Here is a 14,432-nt window from a genome sequence, read left to right as displayed (position 1 = left end):
TTCCGCAACCGGTACCGGAACCGGTACCGGCGTTGCCGCTGGAGTTAACCGCCCTGGAACAGAGCCGTCAATACTTCACGCCGAGATTGGTCCGGACCGATCCGGGAGGCAGCTCCGCAGAGACCCGCGTTCATTTCCTGAACGGACGAACCCCTTGACGTGAACACGCAATGGCAGTTCACTCACGGCTCGTTCGACGGCACTTCCCCCACGCCCCTGCCAGGAAAGGCAGCAGCCACATGATGCGGACAAGCAGAGCGGCGAGAGTCCTCGTCGCGACGGCACTCGCGACCGCGGGACTGGCCGGGCTCTCCTCCGGCACCGCCCAGGCCGCAGGCGAGACCGTGAACATCGTGCTGACCACCACGGACGACTCCGGCGGCCGGCACGTCACCCGGGGCCTCCAGGCGCAGACGCCGACCTCCTTCGGTGCCGGCAACGGCGGCTCCGGCACGAACATCACCGTCGACGAGAACACCCGCTACCAGACGTTCACCGGCGGCGGTGCCTCGTTCACGGACACCGCCGCGTGGCTGATGAAGGGCAGCGGCGCGCTCAGCCAGGCCACCCGCGACGAGACGATGAGGAAGCTGTTCTCCCCCACGGAGGGCATCGGACTCTCCTTCGTACGCAATCCGATGGGCGGTTCGGACCTGGCGCGCTTCGGCTACACCTACGACGACCTGCCGGCCGGTCAGACCGACCCGGGCCTCACGAAGTTCTCGATCGCACACGACCTCCAGGACGTCCTGCCGCTCACCAAGCAGGCCAAGCAGCTCAACCCGGCCCTCACCACCGTCGCCTCCCCGTGGACGGCTCCGGCCTGGATGAAGGACAGCGGCCGACTCGACGGCGGCTGGCTGAAGGCCGAGAACTACGGCACCTACGCGGACTACTTCGTGAAGTACCTCCAGGCGTGGCGCGACCAGGGCGTCCCGGTCGACTACGTCACCGCGCAGAACGAGCCCACCTGCTGCTCCGGCTACCCCTCGATGAGCTGGAACGGCTCGGGACTGGCCTACTTCACCAAGAGCGAGCTGCTGCCGGGGCTCCGGTCGGCGGGCCTGCCCACCAAGGTCCTGGCGCACGACTGGAACTGGGACAGCTACGACGCGTACGCCGCTCCCACGGTGGACGACGCGGCGGTGCGCGACCACCCGAACTTCGGCGGGATCGCCTGGCACGGCTACGGCGGGGACATCGCCAAGCAGACGTCCGTGCACAACCAGTACCCGCAGCTGGACGCCTTCCAGACGGAGCACTCGGGCGGCACCTGGATCGCCGACCAGCAGCGCGAGGACATGCTCAACATCATCGACTACACCCGCAACTGGGCGAAGTCGGTGACCAAGTGGTCCCTGGCCGTGGACCAGAACCGCGGTCCGCACAACGGGGGTTGCGGCACCTGCGACGGGCTGGTCACCGTGCACAACGGGGACGGCCGGCACGGTCAGGTCGACTACACGATCGAGTACTACACGATGGGCCACCTGACGAAGTACGTCCGGCCGGGCGCCTCCCGTATCGCCTCCACCGCCAGCTCCACGGTGCCCAACGTCGCCTGGCGGAACCCGGACGGCTCCAAGGCCCTGATCGCGTACAACGGTTCGGGCTCCACCCAGCAGGTGACGGTGAACTGGGGCGGCCAGAGGTTCACCTACTCGCTGCCCGGCCGGACCTCGGCGACCTTCACGTGGTCGGGCACCCAGTCCGGCTCGCCGGCCACCGGCGGCGCCCTCACCGGCATCGGCGACAAGTGCCTGGACGCCACGGACAACAGCTCGGCCGACGGCACCCCGGTCCAGATCTGGGACTGCACCGGAGCGGCCAACCAGCGCTGGACGGTCGGCGGCGACGGATCGGTCACCGTGCTGGGCGCCTGCCTGGACGTGACCTCGGGCTCGACGGCCGACGGTGCAAAGGTCCAGCTGTACACCTGCAACGGTTCCGGGGCGCAGCGCTGGACGTACAACGCCTCCACCGGGGACGTGGTGAACACGGCCGCGAACAAGTGCCTGGACGTCGTGGACCGCTCCTCGGCGAACGGCGCCCGGCTCCAGATCTGGACGTGCACCGGAGCCGCCAACCAGAAGTGGCGGCTCCGGTAGCGGTCCCGGCCCGTCAGTCGGTGGGCTCGACGCCGGCCCGGAGCAGGCCGTAGGTGTAGGCGTCCTCCAGCGCCTGCCAGGACGCGGCGATGACGTTCTCGGCCACGCCGACCGTCGCCCAGTCACCGGATCCGTCACCCGTGGTGACCAGCACCCGGGTGGTGGATTCGGTGCCGGTGCGGCCTTCCAGGATGCGGACCTTGTAGTCGATCAGCTCCAGCTTGGCCAGCTGCGGGTAGATCCGTTCCAGGCCGACGCGGAGCGCCCGGTCCAGGGCGTTGACCGGACCGTTGCCCTCGGCGGTGGCGACGATCCGCTCCCCCTTGGCCCAGAGCTTCACGGTGGCCTCGTTGGCGTGGGTGCCGTCGGGGCGGTCCTCGACGATGGCCCGCCAGGACTCGACGCGGAAGTAGCGGCGGGGACGGCCGTCCACCTCGGCGCGCAGCAGCAGTTCGAAGGATGCGTCGGCCGCCTCGTAGGTGTAGCCCTTGAGCTCGCGCTCCTTGACCCGCTCGACGACGCGTCCGACGAGCGCCCGGTCGTCGCCCAGGTCGATCCCGAGTTCCTTGCCCTTGAGCTCGATGGAGGCGCGGCCCGCCATGTCGGAGACCAGCATCCGCATGGTGTTGCCGACGAGTTCGGGGTCGATGTGCTGGTACAGGTCCGGGTCGACCTTGATCGCGGAGGCGTGCAGCCCCGCCTTGTGGGCGAAGGCGGAGACCCCGACGTAGGGCTGGTGGGTGGAGGGGGTGAGGTTCACGACCTCGGCGATGGCGTGGGAGATCCGCGTCATCTCGGCGAGCGCGCCTCCGGGCAGGACGGTCTTGCCGTACTTGAGTTCCAGCGCGGCGACGACGGGGAAGAGGTTGGCGTTGCCGACGCGTTCGCCGTAGCCGTTGGCCGTGCACTGGACATGGGTGGCGCCCGCGTCCACCGCGGCCAGGGTGTTGGCGACGGCGCAGCCGGTGTCGTCCTGGGCGTGGATACCGAGCCGGGCCCCGGTGTCGGCGAGGACGGTGGAGACGACGGCCTGGACCTGGGCGGGCAGCATCCCGCCGTTGGTGTCGCAGAGGATGACGACCTCGGCGCCGGCCTCGGACGCGGTGCGGACGACGGACTTGGCGTACTCGGGGTTCGCGCGGTAGCCGTCGAAGAAGTGCTCGCAGTCGACGAAGACGCGGCGGCCCTGGTCACGGAGGTGGGAGACGGTGTCGCGGACCATGTCGAGGTTCTCCTCGAGGGTGGTGCGCAGGGCCAGCTCGACGTGGCGGTCGTGGGACTTGGCGACCAGGGTGATCACCGGGGCGCCCGATTCCAGCAGGGCCTGCACCTGCGGGTCCTCGGCGGCCTTGCCGCCCGCGCGGCGGGTGGCGCCGAACGCGACGAGCTGGGCGTGCTCGAACTCGATCTCCTGCCGGGCACGGGCGAAGAACTCGGTGTCGCGGGGGTTGGCGCCGGGCCAGCCGCCCTCGATGAAACCGACCCCGAAGGCATCCAGATGCCGGGCGATGGTCAGCTTGTCCGCGACCGTCAGGTTGATGCCTTCACGCTGCGCACCGTCGCGCAGAGTGGTGTCGAAGACATGGAAGCTGTCGTCGGGGGCCGTGGCCTTGGTGGTCATGCTGTCTGACTCCTGTCGGTGAGCGGATCCGGACGAATCGGCTCCACTTGCCCCCATCATCCCGTGTGCCTCGTCCCGGCCGAGGTGAGGGCCGGAAAACGAAAAAACCCCTCGCGGGTGCGAGAGGTCTGCGCGCGGGTCTGGGGCACGATGGCCGTTCCGTACGTGGTCGTACGGACGGTCACTGCGGACCGGCGCGCCTGCTGCCGATAATCATGGCGGACGAGGACACGCCCGCAGTCTTGCACAGGCGCACGCCCGTTCTCCGCCCTGTCTCAGGATGCGGGCGTCAGGTCCGCTCCTGGACGGACGGTCCCCGCGGCGAGGCCGCGCCCGGGTACGGGGCGCGGCCTCGGGGGTTGCCGCTCAGCCCAGCGGGTGCATCCAGCCGTGGGTGTCCTCGGCGGTGCCCCGCTGGATGTCCAGCAGGCGGTCGCGCAGCCTGAGGGTGACCTCCCCGGGGGTTCCGTCGCCCTGGATCCACTCGCCGTCCGCGGACTTCACGGTGCCGACGGGGGTGATGACGGCGGCGGTGCCGCAGGCGAAGACCTCGGTGAGGGTGCCGTTCGCGGTGTCGTCACGCCACTGTTCGATGGAGACGCGGGCCTCCTCGGAGGCGTAGCCGAGGTCCCGGGCGACGGTGAGCAGGGAGTCTCGGGTGACGCCGGCGAGCAGCGAGCCGGTGAGGGAGGGGGTGACGATCCGCTTGCCGCCGTCCTCCTGCTCGTAGACGAAGTAGAGGTTCATCCCGCCCAGTTCCTCGACCCACTTGTGCTCGACGGCGTCGAGGTAGGCGACCTGGTCGCAGCCCTTGGCGGCGGCCTCGGCCTGGGCGAGGAGGGACGCCGCGTAGTTGCCGCCGGTCTTGGCGTCGCCCATGCCGCCGGGGACGGCCCGGACCCGGTCCTGGGAGAGCCAGATCGAGACGGGCTTCACACCGCCGGGGAAGTAGGCGCCGGCCGGCGAGGCGATGACGAGGAAGAGGTACTCGTTGGCGGGCCTCACGCCCAGCCCGACCTCGGAGGCGATCATGAACGGGCGCAGGTAGAGGGATTCCTCACCGCCGTGCGCCGGGACCCACGCCTCGTCCTGCTGGACGAGCGCGTCGCACGCCGCGATGAACGTCTCGACGGGCAGCTCGGGCATGGCGAGACGTGCGGCGGACCGCTGGAAGCGGGCGGCGTTGGCCTCGGGACGGAAGGTGGCGACGGTGCCGTCGGGCTGCCGGTAGGCCTTGAGGCCCTCGAAGATCTCCTGCCCGTAGTGCAGGGTCATGTTGGCCGGGTCGATCGACAGCGGCCCGTACGGGACGAGCTGGGCGTCGTGCCAGCCGCGGCCCTCGGTCCAGCTGATGGTCACCATGTGGTCGGTGAAGTGGCGGCCGAATCCGGGGCTGACCAGGATCGCTTCGCGCTCCGCGTCGGACAGCGGGCTGGAGGAGGGCTTGAGCTCGATCGTGGGCGTCGTCATGAGTGCGTGTCCTTCACCGGTCTTGTGTGTGATGGACCGCGCTCGCGTCTGCTCCCGTCCGCACAGTGCGGCACAGGTGGTAGGACGTCCGAGCTATCCCGCAAGCCACGGCCACGCGTTCGATTATCTCTCGCGAGCGGCCGTGCACGAAATGAGGTGTTTGCGGAGACGTGAAACGCGGTCCTGGGGTCGATGGTGGCACCCGGAGACCGCAAGGTGAAGCCGCCGGGTGCGTTGCGACCCGGCGGCTTCGAAGTGGAGGCGTCGGGTCAGCTCGCTACGCGTACCGCGAGCGCGTCGCCGATCTCGTCGGTGCTGCGCGCGGCCTTGCCCTCGCGCTCCGCGAGGTCGGCGGAGACGGCCTCCTCGATGCGCGCGGCCTCGGACTCGTAACCGAGGTGGCGCAGCAGGAGGGCGACGGAGAGGATCGTGGCGGTCGGGTCGGCCTTGCCCTGGCCCGCGATGTCGGGGGCGGTGCCGTGGACGGGCTCGAACATCGACGGGAACGCGCCCGTCGGGTTGATGTTGCCGGAGGCGGCCAGGCCGATGCCGCCGGTCACGGCGGCGGCGAGGTCGGTGAGGATGTCACCGAAGAGGTTGTCGGTGACGATGACGTCGAAGCGCTCCGGCTGGGTGACGAAGAAGATCGTCGCGGCGTCGACGTGCAGGTAGTCGGTGGTGACCTCGGGGTACTCGGCCGCGACCGCGTCGAAGATGTTCTTCCACAGGTGGCCCGCGTACACGAGGACGTTGTTCTTGTGGACCAGCGTCAGCTTCTTGCGGGGGCGGGCCGCGGCACGCGCGAAGGCGTCCCGGACGACGCGCTCGACACCGTAGGCGGTGTTGACGCTCACCTCGGTGGCGACCTCGTGCTCGGTGCCCGTACGCAGGGAGCCGCCGTTGCCCGTGTAGGGGCCCTCGGTGCCCTCGCGGACGACGACGAAGTCGATCTCGGGACGGCCGGCCAGCGGCGTCGCCGTGTTCGGGAAGAGCTTCGACGGCCGCAGGTTCACGAAGTGGTCGAAGGCGAAGCGGAGCTTCAGCAGGAGACCGCGCTCCAGCACGCCCGACGGCACGGACGGGTCGCCGATGGCGCCGAGGAGGATGGCGTCGTGGCCCTTGAGCTCCTCCAGCTCCGCGTCCGGGAGGGTTTCACCGGTGCGGTGCCAGCGCCGGGCACCGAGGTCGTACTCCTTGGTCTCCAGCTTCACGTCCGACGGGAGGACGGCGTTCAGGACCTTGAGGCCCTGGGTGACGACCTCCTGGCCGATACCGTCGCCGGGGATCACTGCGAGATCGATGCTGCGAGACATGGATGCACCCTAGCCTTCTGTCCCACCCCATGACATCCGGCGTCCATCATGCGGACATGGGGCGGGGGCCCGAGCGGGCCCCCGGAACGTCAGTGACCGGTCGAACCGCCGTTGTCGCGGCGGTCGAGGGCCCGCTGGAGGGCGGCGGCGGCGTTCTTGCGCTCCGACTCGGTGGGGCGGGGGGTGTGGCGGACGCGACGAACAGTGGTCTGGGTCATGACGGATCGACTCCTTGAGATCGCGCGGATCGCGGGATTCGGGGCTCCGCACACCGCAGCGGCGAAGCACGACGTGACGGTCGGAACCGGTTCTTCGAGGCGCCGGAAGGGGCGGGGAGCGGGTGCCGCAGGGATTGCCTGCTTCGGGGCACGCGCTCACGACCGCCGGTCGCTGGTCACGCGAATCGTTCGGCTTCTACAAAGCTAGGACAGCCGGAGCGATCTGTCTCCACAATTAGTCGGACTTCCTACTATCTGAGACGGCGGCTGCGGCCCGGAGCTCCCCGGGTGCCCCGGCCAGGGCCTTCTCCCCGTCCGGAACGGCCCTGCCCCGGTGCCTTTGACCGGGTGCGCGGACGGCCCCCGGGGTCACCTCCCCGGGGGCCGCCCCCTCCTCGCCACCGGTGCCGTCACACGCCGGTGAGCAGCGCCTCCAGTGCCGCGGCCGTGTCCGGGTGCAGCCCGGCCAGGACCGCGCCGGACGCGCCGGGATCCGCCGTCTCCCACGCCCCCTCGCAGCCGAGCAGCCCTGCCACCGCGTCGCATGCCGCCGGATGGGCGGCCAGCAGTGCGAGGCCGCCCGTGCCCGCCGGACGCGGATCCACCGGCTCGGCCCGGTCCAGCCACGGCGGCACCCAGGCGTCCAGCGCCGCCAGCCGGCCGGGGAAGATCCGCCCGGCCTCGCGGATCAGCAGCGGGGCCAGCGCCGAACCGTCCTTGCGCAGCGTGCTGATCAGGGTCGGCAGCCACGGCAGGAGCACCGGGTCCGGCAGTCGCCCGAAGGCGTTCGACACCGCCTCCACCACGAAGTCGGTGAGCCCCGGCACCGGCTCCAGGGCGTGCACGAAGCCGCTGAGGTACTGGGGGTAGGCGGGCACCACCAGGGGGTTGCCCAGCAGTCCGTCGCAGGTCGCGCGCAGCTCGGCCCGGGTCAGCCGGCCCAGGTGGACCTGGGCCGCCCACAGCAGCGCCGTCTTGGCCGGGTCCCGGGGATGGGACTGGGCGACGGCCAGCTCGAGCTGGGTGCGGTCGCAGCCCAGCGACAGGGCCAGGCTCTCCATGCCGAACAGGAAGCCCAGCATCGCCGAGACGTGGCGCACGGCCGCGTCGTCGTCGGTGAAGGCGGTGGGCAGCAGGGTGCAGTAGTGCGCGTACCCGGCCTTGGTGAAGGCCTCGATCCAGGGCGGCAGGACCGGCTCGCTGGTGCGGTAGTACGCCAGCAGCCGCCGCACCCTGCGCAGCACCTCCGGCGCGCCGTCGACGTTGCGCTCGGCGGAGAGCACCTGGAGGGCGTGGTTGCCCAGCTCGTCGGCGAGGCGGCGGCTGCGGAGGTACAGCGTGGCGTCCTCGACGGCGGCGAGGACGGTCGCCGCCGTCGCCTGCGGGGCGTACGCGCTGCGGCGCAGCCGCTGTTCGAGGACCTGCTCGATACTGACGCCCTCGTAGCCGAGCTCGATGAGGGCCCGCTGGTGGGTGCCGAGGGACAGGTCCCACGACTCCTGGATGGGCCGCTCCCCCAGCTTCCGCTCCCCCATGATCGCCCGGGCCGCGCCCTGCGGCATCAGGTACCGCAGCATCCACAGCACGTCGGAGCAGGCCTCCAGCTCGGGCCGTGAGGCGATGTCCAGCAGGGCCCGCCGCACCCCGCGCTGCTGGAGCTTCAGGCCGAGCGGGGCCAGCCGGTCGTGCACGTCCCGGGCGAGCGGCGGCAGCGCGTCGTAGCCGACCTGGCCGACCCGGTCGCCGCCCATCATGATCTCGACGATGCGGCGGACGTCGCGCCGGCCGGGCACGGTGTCCTTCTCGATACAGGTGACGGCCGCGTCCTGGAAGTCGTACGGCGTCGGCTTGGCCCGGTCCCGCAGGCCGGCCAGCAGGATCGACGTCTCGAACACGGCGATGGCGTCGGCGGTCGAGGCGAGGTACCCGTTGCGGCGGGCGGCGCGCACGATCTCGACGGACCAGCCGAGCAGTTCCGCCTCGTCCAGCCGGTCCAGCGCCGGCGGCTGCGCCAGAAAGTCCGTCAGCTTGTCCGAGGGCGGGACGGCCGGCCCGGGGGCGGCGGCCACCGCCTTCCTGGCCTTGGACGAGCGTCTGCCGCTCTGGCCTTCCAGGACGTAGGGCTTCACCCGGGTGCGCTTGAGGTTCTTCGCCCACTGCGTGGCGGCGATGGACACCGAACCGCCCGCGAGGCCGAACTGCGCCTCGATCGCGGTGTGGCTGGAGGGGATCAGTCCGTGCAGCCACCTGGTGGCACTGCGCGGGCCGATCTCGAAGGTGTCGCTGCCCCGGACCCCGAACTCCTCGACCCGGCTGACCGCGTGGAAGGCTCCGCAGACGTAGAGGCAGTCCTCCGGCTCGGTGCCGGTGGCCGCCAGGTGCTCGCGCATCCTGGTCCACATGTAGCGCTCGCGGTCCTCGTCCACCCGCACCCGGTGCGGGTCGCCGGGTGCCAGGCGGCGGAAGAGGGAGCCGATCAGCAGCATGACCTGGCGGTAGGTGTCGTGGTCGCTGTCGCCGAGCGGCAGCTCGACGTACTGGTGCCACCACTCGGACCAGTGCCGCACCTTGCCGTGGCGCAGCAGGTGCTCCTCCAGCTCGGCGAAGCGCGGCCGCAGGTCGCCGATCTCCACGCCGACCGCGTCACCGTGCAGCGCGGCCTCCTCGTCCTCGGGCGGCGCGTCCGGACCGGCCTCGGGTGCCGGGGCGTGCGCCCGCGCGTCCCACTGGAAGACGTGGTCCGAGGAGCGGTCGACGAGGACGAGCTCCACACCCGGGGTGTCCAGGGCATAGGCGATGGCCTGGTATTCGGCGGAGGCCTCGGTGATCGGTGCGACCACCGACAGCGGCGCCCACTCGGCCGGGAATCCGTCGGTCTCGGTCGCGAAGGACTGGACGGCCACCGGCAGCCGGCAGTTGCGCAGCTCCGTCAGGAGCGGCGCCATGTCCTCGCACAGCTCCAGGTAGACGACCTTCGGCTGTTTCTCCCGCAGCCGGCGTGCCATCGCGACCGCCGAGGCGGGCGAGTGGTGGCAGACGGGGAAGACCTCCAGCGGTTCGCGGACCGCGCGGTCCACGTCGGCGACGAGGCCGAGGAGGATGTCCTCCAGCGCGTCGGGCCCGCCGGCGAACGCCGTGGCGGCCTCCTGCATCTGCGTCCGCAGCGCGGTGAAGGTGTCCTGGGGCGTGACGGCCGTGTCCCGGGTGCTCACGAGAGCGTGGCGATCGTGTCGCGGCCGCCCTGGAGGAACTCCGGCCAGGAGCCGCCCTGCTCCTTGCTGCGCGGCTCGACGACTCCGTGCAGGTACTTGTTGAGGATGGCCAGGTCCTCCGGTTCGCGGCGGGCCAGCGAGCCGACGAGCGAGGAGGCCAGGGTGTGGGCGGTCAGGGCCTGTTCGCCGAAGAAGTTGCTGTGCAGGATCGCGTCCTCCAGCACCCCGATCTGTTCGGCGGTGGACAGCGCGGACTCCAGCTTCTCGTCGTCGCTGCCGGCCGCGGCGGCGGAGGCCCGCAGATCGGCGAAGCTCTGGAGCAGCACGTCGAGCAGGGTCGGCGGCACGTCCAGGTCGATGCTGTGGCGGCGCAGCAGCTCCTCGGTGCGGAAGCGGACGATCTCCGCCTCGCTCCTCCTGTCGGTCATCACCGGGATGCGGACGAAGTTGAAGCGGCGCTTGAGGGCCGAGGACAGGTCGTTGACGCCCCGGTCGCGACTGTTGGCGGTGGCGATCACGGAGAACCCGGGCTTGGCGAAGACGATGCTGTCGCTGTCCAGCTCGGGCACCGAGATGTACTTCTCGGAGAGGATCGAGATCAGGGCGTCCTGGACGTCGCTGGTGGAGCGGGTCAGCTCCTCGAAGCGGCCTATCACACCGGTCTCCATCGCGGTCATGATCGGCGAGGGGATCATGGATTCCCGTGACTGGCCCTTGGCGATGACCATGGACACGTTCCACGAGTACTTGATGTGGTCCTCGGTGGTGCCGGCCGTGCCCTGGACCACCAGGGTGGAGTTGCGGCAGATCGCGGTGGAGAGAAGCTCGGCCAGCCAGCTCTTGCCGGTGCCGGGGTCACCGATGAGGAGCAGGCCGCGGTCGGAGGCGAGGGTGACGATGGAGCGCTCGACGAAGCTCCGGTCGCCGAACCACTTCTGGGAGATCTCCCGGTCCAGGCCGTCGGCCCGCTCGGAACCCAGGATGAACAGGCGGACCATCTTCGGCGACAGCCGCCAGGAGAACGGCTTGGGGTTGTCGTCGATCGACTCCAGCCAGTCCAGCTCCTCGGCGTACTTGATCTCGGCGGGGGCGCGCAGCAGGTCGGACATGTCGGGCCTTTCTCGGTATCAGGTGAGGAAGTTCTTGAGCTCGTGGACGAGCTTGCGTATGTGGCCGGAGAGGACCGGTGTGCCCTGGTCCTTGAACCGCTCGCGGAACCACGGGTTGACGACACCGCGTCCGGAGCTGGTCACCGAGCCGACCGGGATGAACTTGGCGCCCGAGCGGTGGATGGCGGCCATGCTCTCGAAGAGCTCTTCGCCCCGCCATTCGTAGAAGTCGGAGATCCACACCACGACGGTGTTGCGGGGCTCGGCGATCTTCGGCTGGGCCAGGGCCATGGCGACCGTGCCGTCGGTGCCGCCGCCGAGGTCGGTGCGCAGCAGCGTCTCGAAGGGGTCGTGCACCCACGGGGTGAGGTCGAGGGCCTGGGTGTCGTACGCGATCAGGTGGACGTCGACCTTCGGGAGTCCCGCGAAGATGGAAGCCAGGATGGTGCAGTTGACCATGGAGTCGACCATCGAGCCCGACTGGTCCACGACGACGATCAGCCGCTGGGGTGTCGTCCTGCGTGCCGTGTGCCGGTAGTAGAGGCGGTCGACGTAGAGCCGTTCCTCCTCCGGGCTCCAGTTGGTGAGGTTCTTCCAGATCGTGCGGTCGAGGTCGAGGTTGCGGAAGACCCGCTTGGGCGGGACGGAGCGGTCCAGCGCGCCGACGGTGGCCTTCTCCACCTGGGTCCTGAGCACGTCGGCGACCTCGTCGACGAAGCGGCGGATCAGGGCCTTGGCGTTGGCCAGGGCGACGCCGGAGAGGTTGTTCTTGTCCCTCAGCAGCTGCTCGATCAGCGACATGCTCGGGGTGAGCCGCGCGGCGAGCCGCGGGTCCGCCAGCACCTCGCGCAGGTGCATCCGCTTGACCAGGTCGGCTTCCAGCGCGCCGAGTTCGGGGCCGATCGCGGGGATCAGCCGGCTGAGGTCGGGCGTGGTGCCGCCTCCTCCGGTGCCGGTGGGGCTCACGCCCCCTCCCCCGGCGGGCCGGCCGCCGCGCAGCTCACCGGGTCCGCAGCCGAGGGCGCGCTCCAGCCAGCCGGCGTCGGACTGCCAGCGGGCCAGCTGTCCCGCGGTGACCGTGCCGGGGGCGGGTGCGAAGACGTTGAGCAGGACCTTCGACACCAGTGCCGCGCGCCGGACCTCGGCGGCCCGGTCGCGTGCGTCCTCGGCGCCGGGCTCGGGCTCCGTGTCGGTCGCGGGCACCATCAGGCCGTCGAACTCGGCGGCCAGCTCCGGGTGGCGCTGCACGATCGAGTCCACGGATGCCTGCGGGTCCAGCAGCGCGCCCGGCAGTCCGATGTCCTCGACGACGGCCAGGCTCGCCGATTCGAGCGTGGCCTGCTCCTCGGGGTCGAAGAGGCGGGCGAGGAGTCGCCAGTAGAGGACCTGCCGGCGGTTGTCGTCGGGGTCGGGGAGGGCGGCCGGCAGGGTGCCGGGGCCGGGGGGTCCGGTCAGGGGCTCGGTCATTTCCGCAGCAGCCTTCCCGCCCGCTCCCGCAGCACCGCCACGGCGTCGGTGGCGGCCTTCTCGGCCTTGGCACCCGCCTTGTCGGTGGTGCCCGCGGCCCAGGCCCCGGCGTGCAGGGCGGTGGTCTTCTTCCGCACGGTCCGCTCGACGGCCAGGGGCTGGACGAAGAAGGTCCCGGCGTCCCAGCGGAGCAGCCCGACGCACGCGCCGGACGCGGCGACCGCTTCGGGGGTGAGCGGCCCGGCGACGGGGATCCGGCCGGTGTCCACGGGCAGCGGGTGGCCGGCGACGGTGAACACCGGCCGGCCGTCCTCGCCGGTCCCCCTCTCGTATCCCTCCAGGAACACCGGTACGGCGATCCTGGCCGGGTGGCGGTCCAGCGGGGCGGTCACGGGGTCGGTGGCGGCGGGCAGGGCGACGCGGGCCGTGACGAACGGGTCGGCGCTCTCCCCGGCGCGGGCGTGCGCGTCGTCCCAGAGCAGGTCCCCCTCCGCGGTGACCGGCATGCCGGTGAGCTCCACCGAGCGTCCTTCACCGACGGCCGCCAGGAGCGACATGTGGGGGCGGAGCAGCTGCCAGAGGCCGGCTCCGACGACGCTGTCGGGCTTGGGCACCGAGACGCTCGCCCGCACCAACCGAGACGGCGAGCCGTCCGCGGGCTCGAACACCCCGTGGACCTGGGACTGTACGGCGGTGGCGTGCTCGTGGAGGTCGACGCCCAGGGGCAGCAGGCGGCCGGTGGCCGTGCCGCCCGCGGGAGCGTCGGCTGCGCCCGGCAGGGTCAGCAGGACGGCGCGCGACCAGAGGTCGGCCCAGCGCCGAGCCGGGACACGCTCCAGGGTGGCGCCCGGACAGGAGGCGGCGAGCTCGACGGCGAAGCCGTCCAGCAGCGCGGCGAGGCGGCGCAGGGCCGGGTCCGCGAGCATCGCGGAGATCACCGGGGCCGAGCCGGAGACGATCTCGTGGTCGATGCCCCGCCAGCCGGCGCGCGCCAGGTCGGAGAGCCAGGCGCGGGCGGCGAGCAGGAGGTTGACGGGCCGGGGCCGTTCGCCGGGGGCCGGGGCGATCTCCTCGGCGCGGGGCCGGCCGACCGCCTCGGCGGCGCGGGCCGTCAGGGCGTCGTGGACGGAGCCGAGCAGGGCGGTGCGGGCCGCGGCGAGGGCGACGAAGTGCTCCTCGTCGGCCGCGCCGGCGGCCGTCTTCTCGGCGGCCTCGGCGACCCTGGCGGCCGGCGGGCTGCCCGCGAGTGCCTGGGCGAGCGCGGTCAGGGCGGCGGCACCGGCCGGGCGGGGGCGCAGCAGTCCCTCGGTGAGGGCGTCGTCGAAGCCGTCGACGGCGGCCAGGGCCTCGTCGAGTCCGGCGGTCTCCCCGGTCAGGAGGTCGGCGCGCATCACGCCACCGCCCGGCTCGGCGGGAACCACTGCATCTCGGGCAACGGCGTGGTGACCGGCGCGAGTTCGAGGTAGGCGAGGTGGCGCAGGAACCGGCTGAAGACGGCTGCGGCCGCCTTGGCCTCGTCCAGCGGGGGCCGGGTGGCGGTCATGGCCGCGGTGAGGGTCTGCGCGGTCGCCTCGTCGTCCGCGGTCTCGACCTTCAGGGAGCGGGCCACGCGCCGGGCGCCGTACTGGAGCACCGCCTCGGTGACCAGGGCCCGTATGTGGTTGCAGAACGAGCCCCGGGCGCCGCCGCAGGGCCGGTTGTTGTTGGTGCTGCACGCGAAGGCGTAGGTGCCGGCCGCGATCGACGAGACGTAGACCCGCTCGATGTCCGAGCCGCTGGACACCACGCCCTGCAGGCGCCCGTCGGCCAGCTCGACGAACGGAACCTTGGCCAGTTTGCGCGGCCGTGCGGGCGGCACCACCCGGGCCGTGCTCGACCTCTCCCAATCTGACAACGCGCCATCTCCAATGCACC

10 protein-coding genes are annotated in these 14,432 nt (G+C 71.6%); 1 reads left to right on the top strand and 9 read right to left on the bottom strand.

Annotated elements, in window-relative coordinates; genetic code table 11:
* Positions 1-239: 239 nt before the first annotated feature.
* The gene (locus SACTE_RS23495; RefSeq protein WP_014048513.1) at positions 240-2,108 is read left to right on the top strand and encodes a ricin-type beta-trefoil lectin domain protein; all 1,869 of its coding nucleotides are present in this window, start codon (positions 240-242) and stop codon (positions 2,106-2,108) included.
* A 13-nt stretch (positions 2,109-2,121) separates the two neighbouring features.
* Here SACTE_RS23495 and cimA read toward each other — a convergent pair whose 3' ends face one another.
* The 9 genes from cimA to SACTE_RS23455 form a co-directional block, all read right to left on the bottom strand.
* Positions 2,122-3,729, bottom strand: coding sequence for a citramalate synthase (cimA, locus tag SACTE_RS23490; RefSeq protein WP_014048512.1), 1,608 nt, complete (start codon positions 3,727-3,729; stop codon positions 2,122-2,124).
* A 366-nt stretch (positions 3,730-4,095) separates the two neighbouring features.
* Positions 4,096-5,199 carry a branched-chain amino acid aminotransferase gene (locus tag SACTE_RS23485; RefSeq protein WP_014048511.1) on the bottom strand — a complete coding sequence of 368 codons (1,104 nt, stop codon included), beginning with the start codon at positions 5,197-5,199 and terminating at the stop codon, positions 4,096-4,098.
* Positions 5,200-5,468: 269 nt separating this feature from the next.
* The gene (locus SACTE_RS23480) at positions 5,469-6,512 is read right to left on the bottom strand and encodes a 3-isopropylmalate dehydrogenase (RefSeq protein ID WP_014048510.1); all 1,044 of its coding nucleotides are present in this window, start codon (positions 6,510-6,512) and stop codon (positions 5,469-5,471) included.
* A gap of 89 nt (positions 6,513-6,601) precedes the next feature.
* Positions 6,602-6,730, bottom strand: coding sequence for a hypothetical protein (locus SACTE_RS35435; RefSeq protein WP_014048509.1), 129 nt, complete (start codon positions 6,728-6,730; stop codon positions 6,602-6,604).
* A 410-nt stretch (positions 6,731-7,140) separates the two neighbouring features.
* The gene (locus SACTE_RS23475) at positions 7,141-9,882 is read right to left on the bottom strand and encodes a DUF5682 family protein (RefSeq protein WP_176724332.1); all 2,742 of its coding nucleotides are present in this window, start codon (positions 9,880-9,882) and stop codon (positions 7,141-7,143) included.
* Positions 9,883-9,938: 56 nt separating this feature from the next.
* Complete coding sequence (locus tag SACTE_RS23470; RefSeq protein ID WP_014048507.1) at positions 9,939-11,051, bottom strand: AAA family ATPase; 1,113 nt, start codon at positions 11,049-11,051, stop codon at positions 9,939-9,941.
* Between the two features lie 18 nt (positions 11,052-11,069).
* Complete coding sequence (locus tag SACTE_RS23465; protein WP_014048506.1) at positions 11,070-12,518, bottom strand: VWA domain-containing protein; 1,449 nt, start codon at positions 12,516-12,518, stop codon at positions 11,070-11,072.
* Positions 12,515-13,909, bottom strand: coding sequence for a hypothetical protein (locus tag SACTE_RS23460; protein WP_014048505.1), 1,395 nt, complete (start codon positions 13,907-13,909; stop codon positions 12,515-12,517). The genes SACTE_RS23465 and SACTE_RS23460 overlap by 4 nt, the downstream gene beginning before the upstream one ends.
* Positions 13,909-14,412 carry a hypothetical protein gene (locus tag SACTE_RS23455; protein WP_176724314.1) on the bottom strand — a complete coding sequence of 168 codons (504 nt, stop codon included), beginning with the start codon at positions 14,410-14,412 and terminating at the stop codon, positions 13,909-13,911. The genes SACTE_RS23460 and SACTE_RS23455 overlap by 1 nt, the downstream gene beginning before the upstream one ends.
* Positions 14,413-14,432: the final 20 nt, after the last annotated feature.

It is taken from the genome of Streptomyces sp. SirexAA-E, from assembly GCF_000177195.2.
GTDB classification, from domain to species: domain Bacteria; phylum Actinomycetota; class Actinomycetes; order Streptomycetales; family Streptomycetaceae; genus Streptomyces; species Streptomyces flavovirens.
The sequence above is the reverse complement of the archived record's forward strand: the minus strand, read 5'-3'. Positions and strand labels throughout refer to the sequence as shown.